15 protein-coding genes are annotated in these 16,784 nt (G+C 48.9%); 12 read left to right on the top strand and 3 right to left on the bottom strand.

The window, feature by feature from the left end:
• Positions 1–111: 111 nt before the first annotated feature.
• Positions 112–1,407, top strand: coding sequence for an ABC transporter substrate-binding protein (locus ACEN8J_RS19605; protein ID WP_165148071.1), 1,296 nt, complete (start codon positions 112–114; stop codon positions 1,405–1,407).
• Between the two features lie 82 nt (positions 1,408–1,489).
• On the opposite strand, the gene ACEN8J_RS19600 is transcribed toward ACEN8J_RS19605, so the two are convergent.
• Positions 1,490–2,029: a dihydrofolate reductase family protein gene (locus ACEN8J_RS19600; protein WP_495593871.1), complete on the bottom strand. Its 540-nt coding sequence runs from the start codon at positions 2,027–2,029 to the stop codon at positions 1,490–1,492.
• 108 nt (positions 2,030–2,137) lie between these two features.
• Between ACEN8J_RS19600 and ACEN8J_RS19595 the strand changes: the two genes are divergently transcribed.
• The 9 genes from ACEN8J_RS19595 (at position 2,138) to ACEN8J_RS19555 (ending at position 12,411) form a co-directional block, all read left to right on the top strand.
• Positions 2,138–3,091, top strand: a complete 954-nt coding sequence (locus tag ACEN8J_RS19595; RefSeq protein WP_495593870.1) for a helix-turn-helix transcriptional regulator — start codon at positions 2,138–2,140, stop codon at positions 3,089–3,091.
• A gap of 157 nt (positions 3,092–3,248) precedes the next feature.
• Complete coding sequence (locus ACEN8J_RS19590; RefSeq protein ID WP_069010809.1) at positions 3,249–6,374, top strand: DEAD/DEAH box helicase; 3,126 nt, start codon at positions 3,249–3,251, stop codon at positions 6,372–6,374.
• Between the two features lie 20 nt (positions 6,375–6,394).
• Positions 6,395–7,120 carry a phosphoribosylglycinamide synthetase gene (locus ACEN8J_RS19585; protein ID WP_495593869.1) on the top strand — a complete coding sequence of 242 codons (726 nt, stop codon included), beginning with the start codon at positions 6,395–6,397 and terminating at the stop codon, positions 7,118–7,120.
• Between the two features lie 151 nt (positions 7,121–7,271).
• The gene (locus ACEN8J_RS19580; RefSeq protein ID WP_165148080.1) at positions 7,272–8,177 is read left to right on the top strand and encodes a M15 family metallopeptidase; all 906 of its coding nucleotides are present in this window, start codon (positions 7,272–7,274) and stop codon (positions 8,175–8,177) included.
• 90 nt (positions 8,178–8,267) lie between these two features.
• Complete coding sequence (locus ACEN8J_RS19575; protein WP_239645142.1) at positions 8,268–8,825, top strand: hypothetical protein; 558 nt, start codon at positions 8,268–8,270, stop codon at positions 8,823–8,825.
• On the top strand, positions 8,825–9,163 hold the full coding sequence (locus ACEN8J_RS19570; RefSeq protein ID WP_069010810.1) for a hypothetical protein: 339 nt from the start codon (positions 8,825–8,827) through the stop codon (positions 9,161–9,163). Before ACEN8J_RS19575 ends, ACEN8J_RS19570 begins: the two co-directional genes overlap by 1 nt.
• A 1-nt stretch (position 9,164) precedes the next feature.
• Positions 9,165–10,598 carry a glutathionylspermidine synthase family protein gene (locus ACEN8J_RS19565; protein ID WP_049816912.1) on the top strand — a complete coding sequence of 478 codons (1,434 nt, stop codon included), beginning with the start codon at positions 9,165–9,167 and terminating at the stop codon, positions 10,596–10,598.
• A 96-nt stretch (positions 10,599–10,694) separates the two neighbouring features.
• On the top strand, positions 10,695–11,108 hold the full coding sequence (locus ACEN8J_RS19560; protein WP_029515979.1) for a DUF350 domain-containing protein: 414 nt from the start codon (positions 10,695–10,697) through the stop codon (positions 11,106–11,108).
• A gap of 226 nt (positions 11,109–11,334) precedes the next feature.
• Complete coding sequence (locus tag ACEN8J_RS19555; protein WP_241113467.1) at positions 11,335–12,411, top strand: Gfo/Idh/MocA family protein; 1,077 nt, start codon at positions 11,335–11,337, stop codon at positions 12,409–12,411.
• Positions 12,412–12,626: 215 nt separating this feature from the next.
• On the opposite strand, the gene ACEN8J_RS19550 is transcribed toward ACEN8J_RS19555, so the two are convergent.
• Positions 12,627–14,096, bottom strand: a complete 1,470-nt coding sequence (locus ACEN8J_RS19550) for an MFS transporter (RefSeq protein WP_029515976.1) — start codon at positions 14,094–14,096, stop codon at positions 12,627–12,629.
• A gap of 164 nt (positions 14,097–14,260) precedes the next feature.
• Here ACEN8J_RS19550 and ACEN8J_RS19545 point away from each other — a divergent pair, with 164 nt between their 5' ends.
• Positions 14,261–14,686, top strand: a complete 426-nt coding sequence (locus ACEN8J_RS19545; protein WP_029515975.1) for a MarR family winged helix-turn-helix transcriptional regulator — start codon at positions 14,261–14,263, stop codon at positions 14,684–14,686.
• Positions 14,687–14,780: 94 nt separating this feature from the next.
• Here the strand turns inward: ACEN8J_RS19545 and ACEN8J_RS19540 are convergent, their stop codons facing one another.
• The gene (locus tag ACEN8J_RS19540; RefSeq protein ID WP_029515974.1) at positions 14,781–15,359 is read right to left on the bottom strand and encodes a TetR/AcrR family transcriptional regulator; all 579 of its coding nucleotides are present in this window, start codon (positions 15,357–15,359) and stop codon (positions 14,781–14,783) included.
• Positions 15,360–15,547: 188 nt separating this feature from the next.
• On the opposite strand from ACEN8J_RS19540, the gene ACEN8J_RS19535 reads away from it, so the two are divergent.
• The gene (locus ACEN8J_RS19535; protein ID WP_029515973.1) at positions 15,548–16,771 is read left to right on the top strand and encodes an MFS transporter; all 1,224 of its coding nucleotides are present in this window, start codon (positions 15,548–15,550) and stop codon (positions 16,769–16,771) included.
• Positions 16,772–16,784: the final 13 nt, after the last annotated feature.

Raw genomic sequence — 16,784 nt, 5'->3', positions numbered from 1 at the left:
AGAGACAAAGGCGAGCGCTATCGCTTGTTCAGCACCATTCCGTTAGCTCCGTTTCCACATGAATTTTTCGAGTTCATCTGGTATGAATTTAGAATAGAAAGGAACATCAAAATGAAAACGCATACTTTTAAAAAGAAAGCTCAAGCATTAATCTTGCTTCTCGCGGCCTTTGCCCTGGTTTTGGCAGGTTGTAACAGCAGTGGCGGACAAAACGCAGGCAAAGAGGAAGTGAAGGAAAAAACCATTCACATTTTTCAATTCAAGGTAGAGATTGCAGAAGCGCTGAACCGCATGAAGGCGGAATACGAAGCGTCTCATCCAGGGATCAAGCTCGATATTCAGACCGTGGGCGGGGGCAGTGATTACGGAGCGGCTTTAAAGGCGAAGTTTGCTTCCGGGGAGCAGCCGGATATTTTTAACGTCGGCGGTTACCGCGAGCTGGATACGTGGCTGGAATATTTGGAGGACCTGTCTGACCAGCCTTGGGTTGGGGATGTGGTCGATGTCGCCAAAGAGCCGATGACCAAAGACGGCAAGCTGTATGGCCAGCCGATGAATCTGGAAGGGTACGGCTTTATTTATAACAAGGATCTGTTCAAGAAGGCGGGGATTACGGAGACCCCTAAAACATTGTCCGAACTGGAGGGAGCTGCACAAAAGCTCCAAGCCGCTGGGATTACTCCATTTTCTAATGGATATCAGGAGTTTTGGGTGCTGGGCAATCATTTGCTGAACGTGGCATTTGCCAATCAGCCAGACCCTTCGGCCTTCGTTAAGGGACTGAATGATGGAACTGCAAAGATTCCGGGCAACGCTGTATTTGCCGAGTGGGTTAAGTTGTTCGATCTGACACTGAAGTATGGGAATACGAAGCCGCTCACGACTGATTACAACACGCAGGTAACGAACTTCGCCACTGGAAAGGCTGCCATGATGCAGCAAGGAAACTGGACTCAGGTCCAAATTGACGGAATTAATCCGAAGCTGAATCTGGGGATTTTGCCTATGCCGATTGGTGAAGACGCAACAGCCGGAGATAAGCTGTTTGTAGGTGTCGCCAACAACTGGGTGGTTAATAAAAATTCGTCTGTCAAACCCGAGGCGAAAGAGTTCTTAAACTGGATGGTAACATCCGAGCAGGGTAAAAAGTATATCACCAAGGAATTCAAGTTTATTCCAGCGTTCAAGAGCATCGAAGGGGCAGAGGCTGATATGGGCCAATTGGGTGCTGAAGTGGTGAAGTACAGTAAGGAAAACAAACTGCTGGGCTGGTTCTTTAGCCGCTATCCTGAAGGAGCACAGCAAGAATTCGGAAGTCAGATGCAAGCCTATGTGGCAGGTAAATCGGATGCTGGGAAGCTATTCGATGATTTCCAGAAAACATGGGAAAATTTGAAGACTAAATAAGAACAAAAGCACGCGATAAAGCCTTCGTATGTCAGGGAAATTGCATGATCCTGAACATACGAAGGCTTTTTTGCAAAATTAATTATATATGGTAATGGAGAAGAACAATATCCCCGCGGCGTTCTATTTCTTGGAGTTCAAACGTACTTGGTAGTGTTCCCTCTGGAAATAACGGTATTCCTTGTCCAAGCACTTTGGGAATGATCGCAATGATAGCTTTCTCCAGCAGTCCAGCTTGTAAGAAGGCCTGGACTAACTGGCCTCCACCGACTAGCCATACCGCACCTTCCGATTGTCCTTGTAGACGTAGAACCAGTTCATTCAGAGCTTCGTCCGTAAATGTAATATGTGGCGCCTGCTGTTGCTCCGTTAATGCTCGTGTGAGCACATAGCATGGCTTTCCAGCATAAGGGAAATCATCTGAGAGCTTCAATACTTCCTCATACGTCAGTCTGCCCATCAGCACCGTACCAACGGTATCGTAAAAGTCGGCATATCCATTGTCCCCACCATCCCCTTTAACATCATACAGCCAGTCCACCGAACCGTCCGGCAAAGCGATATACCCGTCGAGACTCATGGCAATATACAGCACAACTGCGTTTGATTTCAAATCCTTCATAGTGTTCATTCACTCCTTTCTATATCCTAATGTTACAATGTATTTATGACATCGTATGTCGTAGTTAAACGGTCATTTTAAATTAATTTTTGATTAGAGGGGTACCTTATGAACGAACGCAGAATTGCTCTTATGAGGATACTGGATTCCCGAAAAAAATATACGGCGCGTGAGCTGGCTGAACGTTTTGGTGTCTCCGTCAGGACGATACAGAGAGATCTCGACTATTTGCAGCAGACCGGATTACCCCTTTATACCGAAATGGGTCCTCATGGCGGGTATCGGGCACTTCCCAATCGGCTTCTTCCTCCCCTTCATCTTGCTCGTGACGAGGCCTTGGGTCTTTTTCTCATGCTGCAACTGTTGGAGAACATTCCAGATATCCCTTTTGGCTCAGTTCGTGAGCATTTATCCGAGCACTATTATGCCGAACTTCCACAGGATGTGCAGGACAGCATCGATCAATTAAAGGAGTACATTTCTTTTCGTATGCTACCTACTCACGCAGATTCACCCTACACCTCAATCATTTTGGAGGCTGCGCTGAATAAGCGCCGGGTGAACATGCATTACCGCTCCGCTTCCGGGGCAAAGTGGACTCAGGTATATCCGATTGGACTGTATTTTGATCACGGATATTGGTACATGCCAGCGTATAGCAGAGACCGCATCATTTTGTATCGTTCAGATCGGGTGATCACAATAACGATGCTGGACGACACCTTGGACACCCTTCCTACACTTCAAGAATGGTTGGCTTCGGAGGATTCCCGTATAGGAATTCCGTCCAAAATAAAATTTACCGCATTGGGTGTCAGGCTGGCCGGATCAGATGCCCTCTTCCAAAATGTTTCCCATCAGGAAGGGCAGGCTCAGGAATGGCAGGGATATATTCCGGTCGAAGAGTTTAGATATGTATCCCGACTTTTGCTAAAATACGGGCCAGAGGCCGAGGTCGTATTTCCCAAAGAACTGCGTGTACAGGTCAAGCAACTGTTGCAAGACAGCCTGAACCCTTATCTGAAGGATGCAAAAGCGGATGATGAAGAAAAAGACAATTAATCCTGTAAATTGATTCTCTTATTTATAGTTAACCACATGAATATTTAAGGTTATTGACTTATGACTTTCCATTTATTTTTGTGATAAAGTTTTGAAAAGAGCCCGTTTTCGTATATGATGAAGAGTAATAATTCAAAAGGCTGGACGGGAGACAGATATGAATCAACCGCTTTATGGGATATGGCTCGGAGATGTGTTTTTTTGCTTTTCTGGTGAGACGTCGGAACCACGTATCGATGCGTGGAGCAGTGTAATTCGCAGGCTGACGCTAAAGGGAGACCTTCGGCCGTTTCGGCAGGCTGCGTTGCGCCTTGCCGAGGTACGAATACCGAACACTGCTCGTGTGGAAACCGCGGGCAGAGGTGGCAAAAGACGTTCCATGCTGGGGCGTACATTGGAGGGCTTGGCGCTGGAACCGCGCGAGACGATGGCACTGCTGACCCGCATGGACGAGAAGGGCTGTGCGGCATCGGGCATTACGCTGGGCGAGGAAATGCAATATTGGCAAAAAGCCGCTTATTTTGCGCTAGAGCTGATGCAGCGGGGCGAAATTACGCCATCGCTTACAGAGGCGCGTCCATCGGGACCGCGTCGTCGCGGTCCGGAAGCGGCTGTCGGGGTGTGGATTCCTCGTCTGTATCAAGAGGAGGACATACGCCGCTTTCATGAGCTGGCTGCTGCAATGCCGGCTGTTTGTATGGCGGCTCCTGCCGTTTTCGCGGGTAAGGAGCCTGAAACACGCGAGGATGCAGCCGGAATCGTGCTGTACTCCTTCTTGTGTGCGGTCATCCATGCGGAAACGACCGCGGTGTTGGCAGCATCAGACCGTGAGCTGGGACGATATCGTGCAGAGTATCGGCGCGGAGGATCGCCGCTGACAGAGCTATGGTGGAACAGTCTGCTGACAGGTTCCCGCCCGGTGGCGATTCAGGGAACGCCCGCGGAGATGGAGGAGCTGGTTCTCCAAGCGTCCTCTCTTAAGGGAAGCGCAATGCCTGTCACGGAGCGGGAAGACAAGGAGCCGATAGAAGGGCAACTGCGGTTGTGCCTTCGTTTGGAGCCTTCGCTGGAAGAGAGTGTGAAGGAATGGCGCATTACCTTTTGGGCAGAAAGCGATGCTGAGCCGGGGTTGCGACTGCCTGCTCTGGCACTGTGGGCGCATCCTGAACGCGATCTGGTTCGCGGCGGAATTGTATATCGTCAAGTGCAGGCGCAACTGCTAATGAGGCTCGGACAGGCTGCTGAAGCGGCACCTATATTGCAAGAAGCGTTGAACCGCCCTTATCCCGAAGGGCTGACACTGGAGCCGGAGATGTTCTTCCGCTTCCTGACGGAAGCCGTTCCCGCATTACAAAAGAACGGTATTACCGTGCAAATGCCTTCACGCTGGAGCCGGGAGGGCCGAAGACGTGCAGGCTTGCGGCTCAAAATGCGTTCGACAGAGCAGGGTGCCAAGCCGGATGGTGTGATTGCCGATACATCGACTGTCGGCATTAACCGCATGATTTCGTTTGATGCCGAGGCTGTGCTGGGTGATACAACTTTGACGATGGAGGAACTGGAAAGCATTGTCGCCGCTAATTTGCCGTATGTACGTCTCGGAGGGGAATGGATCGAGGTCGATCCTAAGGAAATTCGTCAGGTGCTGCGCTTTATCAAGCGCGGTGAGAACGGTGAGATGAGCTTGTCCGAATGGATGCATCTGGCCGCAGAAAATGAAAGTGCAGGCGAGGCCTCATGGAAAGGCTTGTCCATCTTTGGCGCGGAATCCGCCGGATTGCTTGCGTCTTTGGCTGAGGGCGGCGTACTTCGTTCGGTAGAGCCGCGACCTGTGCCAGAGACGCTGCACGGCGCATTACGGCCCTATCAAGAGCGCGGCTTTCAATGGCTGGCCGCGATGCGTGGATTAGGTTTTGGCGTCTGCCTTGCGGACGATATGGGGCTTGGTAAAACGATTCAGGTCATCACCTGCCTACTCGACGGTGGCATCGGCGCAGATGATCAACGTCCGGCGTTGATCATCTGTCCAACGTCCTTGCTCGGCAACTGGCAGCGCGAGTTGAAACGCTTTTCACCGGATTTGTCACTGTATATTCACCATGGAAACCAGCGACTCCACGGCGAGCTGTTTCAGGAAAGTGTACGTGAGTATGATATCGTCCTCACTACCTATCATTTGGCGGGACGGGACGGTAGCGATTTATCTGCGGTATACTGGTCCTCCATCGTGTTGGATGAAGCGCAATATATAAAAAATGCACGAACAAAGCAAGCACAAAGCGTCATGAAGCTGTCTGCTCCACATCGGATTGCCATGACGGGTACCCCGGTAGAGAATCGGCTGAGCGAGCTGTGGTCTATTTTTCAATTCCTGAACCCAGGTTACCTCGGTACGGCGTCTTCATTCCGCCAACGGTACAGTCTGGCGGGAGAGGAGCGGGGGTCTGCGTTGCGTGAGCTTCATCGCCTCGTCTCCCCGTTCATGCTGCGTCGACTCAAAAGCGACCCAGATATACGCAAGGATTTGCCGGAGAAGCTGGAGTTGAAATCCTACTGTGTACTGACACCAGAGCAGGCCGGATTGTATCGGGGCGTAGTGGATCAATTATTGGGAACACTGGATGGGCAGATCGGTATAGCTCGCAAAGGGCTTGTTCTGTCTTCACTGACCAAGTTGAAGCAGATTTGTGACCATCCGGGTCTGATCATTCCGGGTCGGGCTGATAGTGGTAAAACGCAAAACTCGGGCAAAATGGAGCGACTGCTGGAATTGGTAGAGACGATTCGCGAGAACGGAGAATCGGCGCTGATATTCACCCAATATGTGTCGATGGGAGAATTGCTGGTCTCCCGTTTGGCCAAAATCTTCGGGGAAGAGCCGTATTTTCTACATGGAGGACTGGCGAAAACCAGACGGGATGAAATGGTTCACAACTTCCAGCAGGGAGAAGGGCCGAATATATTCGTACTTTCCCTGCGTGCAGGTGGTGTGGGCCTGAACCTGACACGTGCCAGCCATGTCATTCACTATGACCGCTGGTGGAATCCTGCAGTGGAAAATCAGGCGACAGACCGCGTATTCCGTATTGGTCAAAGCCGCAATGTACAAGTGCACAAGCTGATTTGTCAAGGTACACTGGAGGAGCGAATCGACGAGCTGATCGAGAGCAAAAAGGCACTTTCCGAGCAGGTTGTCGGCTCCGGTGAACATTGGCTCACCGAAATGTCTGATGATGAATTGCGCGGTCTGATAGCGTTGCAAAATGATGTATGGATTGAGTGAGCAGAGAAAGGATGAAGGCGATGACGAGGCCGCGAGTGAAGCTGAAAGTAACTGACGGTCAATGGATAGCGGAATTAGACAGAAATGGCTTGGAAGGCGAATCAACGGGTGTACCTTCCGCACATGCTGTCCAATGGATGGGTCCAGCGCCTGTACTAAACCCCGAACAGCGAAAGGCATGGCTGGAGCAGCTAAAAGCAGATCCTTTGGACATCTACCGCTTTTTGCAAGGGGAAACCTGTCTATCGCTGGATGAGATCGTTCAGCTAGCAGCTGAGACAGCCACTTCCAGCATGGAGGATGGCGTGGGTGTAGTCGACGATGTGAAGAAGGCTCTTCAGACCGGGATGGAAAGCGAGCCGCAGACCTGTCTGGAATTGATCGGAATGACGCGGGAAGAGCTGCTGGAGTACGTATTCAGTGCTTGGGCCGGAGAGTTATCTCATGTGCAGGGGACATCCCCCGCGCTTGAGTCTACCTCGCGGCCGGAAGGCGGACGCAGTGGATCGGCTGCGATTAGCGAATGGATTGCCGAGTCAGCGGCAGAAGGAGCATTACATCGTCCCGGTGCAGGTTTTCATGCGATTGAGATTCATCTGCCGCAGAAGCTTGTTCCTAAGAAGGAAGCGGATATTACGGCTTTGCTGCCGGGTTTACCCCGTGCGGAAGAGGCATTGAAACTCATACGTGAACGGGTAGCCGAGCGGGCCCGAGCTGCAATTCCGCAAAAACGTCATACTCCGTAACAATTCGGGTATATACTTCCTTTTTCGAGTCTATTCGCCTTCATCGAACGGGATAACGGCTTCGAAGAGTGTCCAAAGTTCAGTTACAATGGGGGAACGGAAAAGTCACTGCAAGTCATGTATCAATTGCAATATTGGAGGAGATACCAGCATGAAACGACATATACAACAGACGCGCACATCTCAGCGATGGACCAAAGCGCTCATTCCAGGGCTGATCCTGCCAGGGCTATTACTGGCAGCCTGCCAGCAGGGAGGATCAGGTGGACAGGAAAGCGAGCCGTTAAAGTCATCTACAGCGGTACAGGAGAATGTGCAGCCTTCCACCCAGCCGGATGCGGGCAATGGCAGCACTAGTGCTGGACAAGCCTCTGCGGGTACAGAAAGTGGACAAGCCGACCCAGTGATGGCGTTGCGGAGCCAGAGTGCGCTGCAAGCCACGGTTAAGGAAGAGGATGGAACCGCGATTGTCACCAATGCGACTTCGGATACAGTCGTTGTGAACAAAAAGCGCAGCTTGCCTGTGGGCTATGTCCCAGACGACCTGGTGGAGCCGCAGGTGCAATTTTCCTTCGAGGGACCGCACGAAAAGCGGCATTTGCGTAAAGATGCGGCAGAGGCACTGGAGAAGCTGTTCGACGGTGCGAAAAAGGACGGCATTGAGCTGCGTGCGGTATCGGGATACCGTTCCTATAAGCGTCAGGTGTCTATTTTCGACAACAATGTAAAGACAAAGGGACAGGAATATGCCTCTAAAGTCAGCGCTGTACCGGGTACGAGTGAACATCAGACGGGATTGTCCATTGATGTATCCAGCCCAAGCGTAGGTAATGCGCTGGAGCAATCCTTCGGAGCTTCCAAGGAAGGCGAATGGTTGGAACAACATGCACCGGAATACGGATTTATTATTCGTTATATGAAGGGTAAGGAAGATGTGACCGGCTACGTGTATGAGCCTTGGCATATCCGTTATGTGGGAATAGACATTGCGGAGGATGTAGCCAAGCAGGGGATGACGCTGGAGGAATATTTCGACGAGAACAATATCAAGCTGTAGCAGCTAAAATCAAGCCGTAATCCTAGGGATTGCGGCTTTTTGTCGTGTTTTTCTTCCAAATTGAACCTTTTCAAGGTAGAATCTCGTATAGTGATCAACGACAGAAGCGCTTTGATTTGTTGCAAACCTCATGACAGAAGCGTACAGGAAGGGAAGGGAATCATCATTTATTATTCATTAACGTATCGCGAATGGTCGGAAGACACTCAAAAGGAACTGCGCAGCCTGACACGGGAATCCGTATCGGGAGATGAGCTGTTTCTACGCAAGCTTGTAGACGCTACGCGTCTCCATGACAAACTATGGTCGCATATCTCGAATGAAAGTGAGGAACATACGGATCATTCCGTCTATGTGACTGAATTTACAGGGGAACGTGCAAAGCCTTACGGTGCGTCTATCACAGACCTCGTGCTTGCCAGTGAGGGAGGTTACACTTCCACATACAGTGCAATGTACTGGATATGGCATGAACCTGCATTCCGTAGTATGGATCAGCGGGAAGGTTCGGTATTTACTTTGGAGTTGGCCCAACGGCTATTAGATCACTATATAGTACTGGGTGGCAAAACATATGAATTTATATATTCGGTACTGGACCCTCAGCTGAAAAAGGTACATCTGTTTGTGAAGGAGGTCGATCTGTGATGGAGCATTCTTGGGAAAAAATGAAATCCAAGCCCGGCTCTCGTACACGGATGGCGGCCTTTGCCCTGATGTTGGCTGTCCCGGCCGCTCTGACGGGTTGCGGTGACGACGAGTATTATGACTGCGATGAGCTTCCTATATCGGAACAAACGGCGTGTCGGGATTCAGGCAGCAGTGGGTATTACTATGGCGGATCGACTTATTATAGTGGAGGCTCCTCATACCATAGCAGTCGTTCTTCTTCCAGCTCATACCGCAAAAGCTCATCCTCATCTTCCAGCTCACACAGCGGTTTTGGCAGCAGCGGCTCACGCAGCGGCTTTTTCTCTGGGGGTTAAGATGAGCATGCGCACGATTCGGCAATTGCCTTATGAACATGATGAGCTTTTTAAGGGTGAAATCAGCCGTATCATCCCGTATCACCGCATGTATGGCAAGTCCTATTGCGTGCCGGCCTTAACGGTATATCGGGAAAGCGAGCTGGCAGAGCTTCAGGTTGCTTCTGAGGCGGTACATCGTATTTATCGCAAGGTTCAGCAATTCGTTCAGCGCTATATGCCGGATGAATACCTGGTGGAACGGTTGGGGATTCATCCGGGCTTGCTGCGTGCTGCACGTATGGAGGCCGAGCCGGATGGGATAACCCGCCAGGACTGGATTGTGGGGGAAGCGGGTATCAAGTGCATTGAGAATAACACCGATACCCCAACCGGAATTCCCGAGGTGGCTTATCTCGAAGGAAAGCTGCTAGAGGTGCTGAGTAAGGGAGGAATGTCGGAGGATGACAATGCACTACATGGACCCTCAACTGGAATGGACGAGGCGATTCAGTCTGCCTTGACGGAGCTCATTCATTTTTATAGCCGCAAGGGATTAGGGACAAAGGTGTATTTCACTTGCTATGACTGGCACATCGAGGATCAGACGAACACCAAATATATTATGCGTTTATGTGAACAAGCCGGATTCGAAGTCGTTTATGCTCCTTTGGAAGAACTGGAGATTATCCCGAATGAAGGATTGTATCACCGGGGAGAGCAAATCCGCATTCTCTATCGCCTGTATCCGCTGGAGTATCTAATTGATGACCGGGAGGAGAATACGGGGCTTGAGGTGGGGCAGGCGCTAATGGATATGGTGGCAGACGGGAAAATAGGATTAATCAACCCACCGCAGCATATCATTACCCAGAGCAAAGGGTTCACCGCAACCGTTTGGTCACTGTATGAGCGCAATGAGCAGACACCAGAGTTCTGTGGTTTTCGTTTGTTTGACGATCGCGAGCTGGAGGTGATACGAACCTACCTGCTGCCTACGTATTTTGAACCCTCGGTGTTTATGCAAAATAAAGAGCCCTATGTGGCCAAAGGTATATGGGGTCGGGAGGGTAAAGGGACGCACTTGATTGAACATACCGAAGACGAGGAGAGACTAGAAGGTGTCTTGGGAAAGGTTCAAAATGCGAAGACCGACCATCCTGATCTGCTTCACCAAGCTGATGCCCCACGAACGCCTGAGCAGGAGGAAGCCGCACATGTTGCCGCTTATTATGAAGGACAGCCTAAGATTTATCAGCGGCTGTGGCCGATGCAGACCGCAGAGGTACAGACCGAGGAAGGGCTATTTCACGGCTATGTGTTAACAGGCATATTTGTAATTGGGGGGCGTTTTGCGGGTGTCCTGCCGCGAATCGGTGAAAAGGTAACAGGTGATATGGCCTACTATTGCGCCGCCGCCGTTGCCACCGTACATCCTAATCCGCCGGTTGTATAAGCTAAATTGAAAAATATACAATATTCGAACATATCTGTTTCATTTTCACAAGTGAGGATTTTGCAAAATCCTGAAGTATCATAAGGAGGAAAAAAATTGGACTCTCATATCAGTTTGGGCAACGCACTGGGCAATGTAGGTATCGGCCTGCTTATCCTGTTTGCCATCTTAATCGTAGGTTATTTTGTGTTCAGCTTACTGACACGTTATAACGATAATCAAGAAATCGCACACGGCAATGAGGCGGCAGGCATCTATATGGGGGCAAAGCTGCTAGGTCTGTGTATCATCGTGGGGATGGTGTCGTACAGCAGTCATTCATGGCTCGATATGCTGGCCTGGTCGGCTGTGGGCATTGTAGTGCTGTGTCTCGTCTATGTGATTTTTGATCTGGTGACGCCGCGTACCAAGGTGTGCGAGGAAATTGCCAAGGGCAATGTGGCTCTGGCACAGCTGCTGCGTTCAATCATCGTCGGGGTTTCTTTTGTGGTAGGTACATTTTTGATGTAGTCGATATAGAGAAGGAATACCAAGGATCTGCAACACCGGACAACGGAGCTGCAGATCCTTTTTTTATGAGACATTGTATTCACTACCGGCATCGGACTGTTGAATTAAGGGTTGCAACGATCACTTCCTGTGGGGACTATTCTACAAAGCAACGGGTGATACTGCATAGCAAAAGGAATTTGCTACAGAGTTCAAACCAAATTGAAGAGAAGGGAGTTCTGAACATATGAGTACCACCACCTTCCCAACCAAACAAATTCGGATGGGTATCATTGGCCTGGGTCTTATCGCTGAATATCACATGAGATCACTGCACACCATCTCGGGGGTATCTATTGTGGCCGTTAGTGATGTGAATCCCCATCGCCTTCAAGCCATCGGAGAACAATTGCAACTGCCTACTTCCAAGCGGTACGCCCATTATGAAGCATTAATCCGTGACCCAGAGGTAGATGCGATTCTGTCGCTGACACCCAATGATGTGCATTTTGACATTATTCGTATTGCGCTGGAAAAACACAAAGCTGTACTGGCAGAAAAACCATTGACTCTCACATGGGAGGAAGCGGATCGGTTGAAAAAGCTATATACAGCGAATCCGGTGCCTTTGCTGGTTCACTATAAGCATCGCTACGGCGCGGCTTTCCAATATACCAAGCAACTGCTGGATGAGCAAAAGCTGGGTAAAATCTATAACATTCAATTCCGTTATCTAATGGATGCATTTGCGCCGTATCGTCAGCATCCGTATACTTGGCGTCACAATTTAGCCAAGGCTGGTTCTGGAGTAGTGGGGGATACAGCCTCACATATCATTGATCTGGCCCGTTTTTTGGTGGGTGAATTTAAAAGTGTCGCAGCGCTGCTACATACCATTACACCCGAGCGGCTCGATCCGATCACGGGCCTGCCTGTAAAAGTGGATGTGGAAGATCTCGCTGCCTTTCATGGCATCATAGGCGACAATACCGTGGGAACCTTTATCACACATAAAAATGCCATCGGCATACGGCACGATATCGAAGTCGATATCTATGGAGAACTGGGTACGCTGCACGCCAGCCTCAGTAATCCGGAAAGTATCCGCATTGTGCTGCGTGACCTAGAACACCCGGATGCCGAATACGAGACTTGGACTGTCCCTGCAATCTATAATCATACGGCCTATGAAGATTTTGTTGAGCTGGCAAGGGGAGAGTCTGTGGATCGTGCCCCCTTATTCGAGGACGGCTACAAAAACCAGTGGGTACTTGAGAAAATACTGCAATCATGGAAAGAGAATGGACGTTTAGTAGAAGTGTAGGGACCCGCAAGAGGGTTCCTTGGAAAGAGCAGCCATCTTGCGGTTTAGCAATTCAATTACCTGTAAAGACATCTTTTTCATCATTTTCGCATCGCAACGCTTATAGGGCCTTCGCCTTCACACTCCTTTACCATCAATTTTGTTCCGCATGCATAGTAATGTTTCATGTGAGCTCCACCCTTGTATCCCATTTTTAAAATTGTAAATGTTACTCTTTATCCCTTTTCTTGCTGCGTTCTTACCCGTCTAGCCCCGATCAGCCGCCAGCCTGTTAACAATGCCGCCACAAGACAGATGGACGCAGACGTCATAAAGACTACATGCATGCCTGCCAGAAAAATTTCTGGATGACCCGGGACCAAGCCGGTGACCCGATAACCAGCCTCTTTACTCATAATATAAAAGAGGATTGATGTGGCCAAGGTGATCCCCACAACCATACCGACGTTGCGAACCAGCGAATTGACGCTACCGGCTGAGCCGAGCTGTGTGCGGGGTACCGTGGACATAATCAGCGAGTTGTTCGGCGATTGGAATAAACCACTGCCAATGCCCAGCATGGCAATCCACAGACCCACGAGCGGGATGGAGCTGCCTGCATGCAGTTGGGCCAATCCAATCTGGGCAATGACCATAACGACCAGCCCGGCGAATGTGAGCAGTTCAGACCCGATTTTATCGGAAAGCGCACCGCTGAGTGGGGCCACAATAACCATAGAGATGGGGAACAACATCAGCAGGAACCCGGCATGAAAAGGCGACAAGTTCAGCATATTCTGCGCATAAAAAGGTGAAATGATGTTAAAGCAAAAGTTAGCGACGAACACCAGAAAAGCACACAAAATACTGAGCGAAAATAACGGATTTTTGAATAGCGCGAGCTGTAGCAGTGGCTGTGGACGACGAAGTTCCAATCGAATAAACATGGCAAAAGCAACTACAGCCATCACCAGCGAAGCAACGATACGTTTGTCGCCATACCCGACCTGTTGTCCCAGCAACAATCCGACGAACAAAGTGAGAATAAAAATAGCAAATACCAAGCTACCGGGAACGTCAATTTTATCTTTCACCTTGATCAAATCCTTCGGCAGAAGCTTCCAGCCAAGAAAGACAGCGACCAATCCTATCGGTACATTGACCCAGAAAATGTACTGCCAGCCGAGCGAGGAGACAATAATACCGCCCAAGCTTGGCCCGGCGATACTACCTAGAGAAACGAAGGTTCCAATGAGGCCAAGTGCTTTGCCCCGTTCATTGGAGGGGAAGACATCTGTCACAATCCCCTGGCTGTTTGCCATGGTCATGGACGCCCCAATCGCCTGAATAATGCGGGAAATCAGCAGCATAGAGAGCGAAGAGCTAAGACCGCACAATAGGGAGCCAAGAATGAATACGATTGTGCCGATTTTAAATATTTTGATTTTACCGACGATATCTCCAAGCTTGCCAAAAAATAAAATAGCGGTACATATCGCCATTAAATAGGCGGTTGTCACCCATTCAATCTGTGCTACGGGTAAATGTAATGTGCGAGACAACACAGGAAGAGCGATATTGACGATGCTTCCATCCAATGTGGACATAAATGTAAACAGATTCAAAACAATTAAAATCAGCCAACGTTTCTTCTGGACTTCGATATTCTCTTGATAGGTTGTAGCCGTTGTAGCAGTTGAACTCATCATTACACCTCGTTATCGTTGACAATTTTCATTTAGTTGCATGCGCAACTAAATGAACGGTTCTAGTGTACAGCAAATTAGTTGCGTGTGCAACAATATTATTGTAAACTTTGCTTTGGTCCCAACTGGGGATGTGTCATTTTTAAGCCAATGAGGTGTATTTGATGAGAAAAAAACAACCGATTGGAAAGCTAATTTCCCACCTGTACCGTCGTAATCAAAAAATATTGTCCAAAAAACTGACTCCTTACGGAATCGGCAGTGGAGGACAACACAGCTTTTTAAAGCTCATTTTGCAGCGGCCGGGCATTACACAAGAGCAGTTGACGAATGAACTTAAATTTGACAAGGCAACCACGGCGCGCTCTGTGAAACAATTGGAGGAATCAGGCTATATTGAACGGAAAACAGACCCAAATGACCGCCGTTCCCATCTTTTGTCTCCTACAGCCAAGGCGCTAGAATTTTCCCCTGTCCTACAAGGAATATTGGACGAGTCCAATGTCAGCCTTGTCCACAATCTATCCGAAGAGGAAGAGGACCTTCTGATCGACCTGCTGCAAAAAATTAGTATAGACCCTGACGAATAAACAAATCAGGAACTAGCCAGAGGATCGTGGCAGGTAAAAGAAAAAGCAGCCCTCACAGAGGATACTCTGTGAGGGCTGCTTGATGCCACGTCATTCAGTCCAAGCCAATTCCTTTGAACGCATTCATGACTAATTGTCGTACATAGGAGTCGTCTAATGGATAACCGGTTACCAACAATCGATAAAAAACGGGCCCATAAATGAGATCGATACATAATTCAATATCGAGATCTTCCTTCAATTCTCCGCGCTCCATTCCGCGCTCAATAAGAAGCCTGGCCTCAAGTCGCCGAGGGTGGAAATATCGGGTCCGGTATGCCTCTGACAATCCTGAATCAAGTTGCCCTTCGCCTATTAACTCCGTAATGATTTTACCCTCTCGACTTATTAAGAACCGCACTAAATTTGTGGCATGAATGAGAATATCATCTAATACAGAGCCCGTGTCGGGCACGGGCAATCTTGCTATGGTGGCTGACAGGAAACCATCCATCACTACGGCAGCTTTGTTAGGCCACCATTTATAAATGGTGGCTTTGCTAACTTTCGCTCGTTCAGCAATTTTTTCTACCGTAACCGCCCCAAAGCCTTGCTCCAACAGTAAATCATAGGAAGCGTTAAGGATAGATTTATGCGTCTCGACATTACGTGGACGTCCTCTTTTGCTCTGCACTGGAATGCTCACCTTCTTAATAGATATAAGTAACCACAAAAAATAAACTATACGTTCAGTATATCAAATACCATATAAAAATAAAAAGTTGATTTTGCCTATTTACAAAACGAAACGTTCAGTATATTATTTAACTATCGAATTAATGAACTATACGTTTAGTATTTAAATTAATGAGGAGGATTATCATGCAAAGAGAACAACAAGCCTTAGAAAGTAACCGTATCTCAAATTGGATGATGTTTTTGTTAGCAGCCGCATGCGGCCTTATTGTTGCCAACCTGTACTATGCTCAAACCCTTGTAGGACCTATTCATATTGCTATGGGTCTTTCTTCTACAGCCGCGGGCTTCATTGTCACCTTGACTCAAATCGGCTATGTGGTGGGATTGCTATTTATCGTACCGCTCAGCGACATTATCGAAAATCGACGGCTCATGGTCGTATCGCTAATCATTACAGTCTGTGCATTGGTTGTTGCCGCTTTTGCTACCAATGCCCCGTTGTTCCTGACCGCATCCTTGTTCATTGGAATTGGATCTGTGGTAGCCCAAATACTGGTGCCGTACGCCACCTATTTAGCATCCGAAGAGCAACGCGGCCGCGTTGTTGGGAATGTCATGAGCGGACTCTTGCTAGGCATTATGTTCGCACGGCCAGTAGCAAGCTTTATCACCAGCATCTGGGGGTGGCAAGCCGTATTTATTTTGTCAGCCATTGTCTTGACGCTGTTGACGATTCTGCTCTCGCGAGCTCTTCCAGAACGCAAGCCTGTGCCTACGGTATCTTACAGTAAATTGATTTTCTCGTTAGGTACTCTTCTAAAACAAACGCCTGCATTGCGTCGCCGTGCCCTCTATCAAGCCTGCCTATTTGGTGCATTCAGCCTATTTTGGACTGTTGTTCCTCTACGTTTGGCGGATGATTTCGGAATGTCCCAACAAGGGATTGCATTGTTTGCTTTAGTAGGCGTAGGTGGTGCAGTAGCTGCTCCGATTGCCGGGAGATTGGCGGATAAAGGCTGGAGTAAAGTATTAACCGGGTTAGCTATGATCATTGCAGCCTTGTCTTTTTTACTCATCTATCTTTTTCAAAGTCATTCGACGGTTGCACTCGTACTTCTCTTTATTTCAGCGATTACACTGGATATGGCTGTATCGGGAAATCTTGTACTTGGACAGCGTGTGATTTACTCCTTGGGAAGTGAAGCGAGAGGGCGTTTGAATGGATTATTCATGTCTATTTTTTTCATAGGCGGAGCGATTGGATCATCATTAGGTGGTTGGTCGTATGCGTTAGGAGGTTGGAATTTCAGTGCTCTGATTGGAGTCGTCCTGCCTGTGCTGGCTTTGCTGTACTTTTTCACTGAGAAAGAAACGAGTGGAGATGTGCGAAAGAAACAAACCACCTGATAGAGGTCAGCTT

This window comes from Paenibacillus sp. Paensp38, from assembly GCF_059491915.1.
This window is presented reverse-complemented; position numbering and strand designations above follow the sequence as displayed.

What these genes read in the sequence shown, in the direction of transcription:
- ACEN8J_RS19605 (WP_165148071.1), top strand. Translation starts at nt 112, where the DNA reads ATGAAAACGCATACTTTTAAAAAGAAAGCTCAAGCATTAATCTTGCTT.
- ACEN8J_RS19600 (WP_495593871.1), bottom strand. Translation starts at nt 2,029, where the DNA reads ATGAAGGATTTGAAATCAAACGCAGTTGTGCTGTATATTGCCATGAGT.
- ACEN8J_RS19595 (WP_495593870.1), top strand. Translation starts at nt 2,138, where the DNA reads ATGAACGAACGCAGAATTGCTCTTATGAGGATACTGGATTCCCGAAAA.
- ACEN8J_RS19590 (WP_069010809.1), top strand. Translation starts at nt 3,249, where the DNA reads ATGAATCAACCGCTTTATGGGATATGGCTCGGAGATGTGTTTTTTTGC.
- ACEN8J_RS19585 (WP_495593869.1), top strand. Translation starts at nt 6,395, where the DNA reads ATGACGAGGCCGCGAGTGAAGCTGAAAGTAACTGACGGTCAATGGATA.
- ACEN8J_RS19580 (WP_165148080.1), top strand. Translation starts at nt 7,272, where the DNA reads ATGAAACGACATATACAACAGACGCGCACATCTCAGCGATGGACCAAA.
- ACEN8J_RS19570 (WP_069010810.1), top strand. Translation starts at nt 8,825, where the DNA reads ATGGAGCATTCTTGGGAAAAAATGAAATCCAAGCCCGGCTCTCGTACA.
- ACEN8J_RS19565 (WP_049816912.1), top strand. Translation starts at nt 9,165, where the DNA reads ATGAGCATGCGCACGATTCGGCAATTGCCTTATGAACATGATGAGCTT.
- ACEN8J_RS19555 (WP_241113467.1), top strand. Translation starts at nt 11,335, where the DNA reads ATGAGTACCACCACCTTCCCAACCAAACAAATTCGGATGGGTATCATT.
- ACEN8J_RS19550 (WP_029515976.1), bottom strand. Translation starts at nt 14,096, where the DNA reads ATGAGTTCAACTGCTACAACGGCTACAACCTATCAAGAGAATATCGAA.
- ACEN8J_RS19545 (WP_029515975.1), top strand. Translation starts at nt 14,261, where the DNA reads ATGAGAAAAAAACAACCGATTGGAAAGCTAATTTCCCACCTGTACCGT.
- ACEN8J_RS19535 (WP_029515973.1), top strand. Translation starts at nt 15,548, where the DNA reads ATGCAAAGAGAACAACAAGCCTTAGAAAGTAACCGTATCTCAAATTGG.